A 2238-nucleotide genomic window follows, 5' to 3' on the forward strand; every position below is an offset into this window, starting at 1 on the left:
GTTGTAACAGCTCAATAACGTGTCGTACGTTAAGAAAATTGACTTTAACATTTCATTATAAAGAGGTTCCTTCATTAAAACTTTCTTTAATAATTATTTCTTATTTGGAATTTTGCCCCAATAAGTGAAGTACCGTAACAACAATTCAACAGGTCCCATATTAAAAGACCTTAACCACATTATGCTAAAAACAATTAGAATAGTATGGATAATGAAGCAGATAATTAATGAATTAATAGGTACACTACCAATGATGAGACTAAACCCAATTAGTAAGACACTTTGTGCCAGATAATTTGTTAAAGACATTTGTCCATAATATTTTATTGGAGAAAATATTACTTTAGCTTTATCCCATTGTAAAATAATTAGAAGAAAGCTAATAATCATTGAAGAAACTATATAATCTTCTAATATTTCATGGCCTGCAGGAGTAATGACAATTAACTTTTGAATATAAAATAGAGATAGATAAGCAAAAATAGTAACTATTAAGAAAATCGAAATATACTTTAATTTCCCATAGATATTTTCAAAAAATTTAAATTGCCCCATCGTAAACCCTAGCATCATCAATGATAACCAATTACTTATGTTTGAGAGTAATTCTAGCCATACTATCCTTTCACCATAAACAGGTTGACAAAATGCTGTAACTATAGATAAAACAATTAGTGTAATCGTTACAATTAAGTTATTCCATTTTTTACATTTAAAAAACATAGCAATAAATAGGCCAAGTACAGCATACACCATTAACACATCGTTAATCCCAGATGGTGCATAAAATATATGGATAAGTCCTAGTACAAATAAAAATCCTATTCTTCGTAAAAATAAAAGGTATCTATTTTTTGTTTTTTGTTTGGATCGATTCATAAAAAGATAACTACCAAATCCAAATAAGAAGAATAGGATAGGGTAAAATTTTCTGTTAAAAATTGAATATAATTCATCATGGAATTCATTATTAACACCTACATTATTCATAACCTGATAACTATTCACAAGAAGAACTCCCAACAAGGCAAATCCTCGTAAGTAATCCATTGTATCTATTCTTATATACGCATTTAATTTATTCATTTGGAATCTCCTAATACACTTAAAGGTTATTTTACAAAAATAAAAATGTGCCTCTGTAAATTTAAATATCCCTACCAATAAAAGATTTATTAACTATTAGAAACAGACTTAATGTTTTTATTTTTATCAGCTCCTTTTTTTATTTTCCACACTGAGCTTTAGCACGCTGAAAGCAACTGCATTGTAGGGAACATGGTCTAAAACAACCTAATTCAAGTAGCTTCACTTTTAGCCGTTTTCAATCAGAATTACTTGTGAATGGTTTAATCCACCTACAAAAAAACTACATGCTTCAGTGTATAGGCGTTTAACATCTTAAAGATATACGTTATTTATGTTTAATTACATGACTGTCCCCTTACAAATTGGAAAATAATCTTACTAAATTGTAATAATACGTGTCATGACCCATCGTTTAACCGACAATCAAATACAAATACGTTTGAAAAATTAAGCAATGCGTAAGAAAGCCGATTTTCTGTATACTAAAGAACAAAAAAACGGCTTTCTTTCTTACTTTTATTTACATTTAAGTGGAGATATACGCTAAATCAATTTTGTAGAACTTTATACAATTAGAAGGCAAAGAAAAAGTCGAGTTTCTAAGAATCGACTTTTTTATATAGCATATTACAGGCTTAATTTGTTCTTTCTAATGTACTCTTCCATAGCTTCATAGGAAAGGATAGCGATGAGATATTCCTTTTATTTGTCCCGTATCGATACGCGAGAAACAACATTATTTATTATTCTCCAAAAGAATAACAAAAACGAACCTATTTCAGGTCTTTTCTTGTATTTTCTCTGTTATAATCCTTTAAAAACAGCTTAGGCCATACAATCTGCACTCCCACTAGTTACTAAATGATAGATTTGTTCATATTTTTGTAACATATATAGACGGGTATATATGCTACAATAAACTTAGCAAATTACAAATAAATTTGCATTTCCTGTGCCTCTTACCTCCCAGTAAGGGGCGTACCCATTTACAAGTCACTATTTCAATACAATTTTTTAAAAGTACTTTCACATCAATTTCACAAATTCAAAAACTCTCAAATGTTACACTTCATACATCCTTTTTCAAGGACTATATGCCGATACGTGAATCTCTATCTATATAGGGATTTTTTTGTGCGAAATCCCCCT

Annotated in this window: 1 protein-coding gene; it reads right to left on the reverse strand. The window is 29.4% G+C overall.

The window, feature by feature from the left end:
• Positions 1-93: 93 nt before the first annotated feature.
• Positions 94-1086, reverse strand: a complete 993-nt coding sequence (locus KVT34_RS29325; protein WP_088096926.1) for a DUF418 domain-containing protein — start codon at positions 1084-1086, stop codon at positions 94-96.
• Positions 1087-2238 lie beyond the last annotated feature (1152 nt).

Origin of the sequence: Paenibacillus sp. GbtcB18, from assembly GCF_019091125.1 — a bacterium.
Lineage (GTDB): Bacteria > Bacillota > Bacilli > Paenibacillales > NBRC-103111 > Paenibacillus_F > Paenibacillus_F chitinolyticus.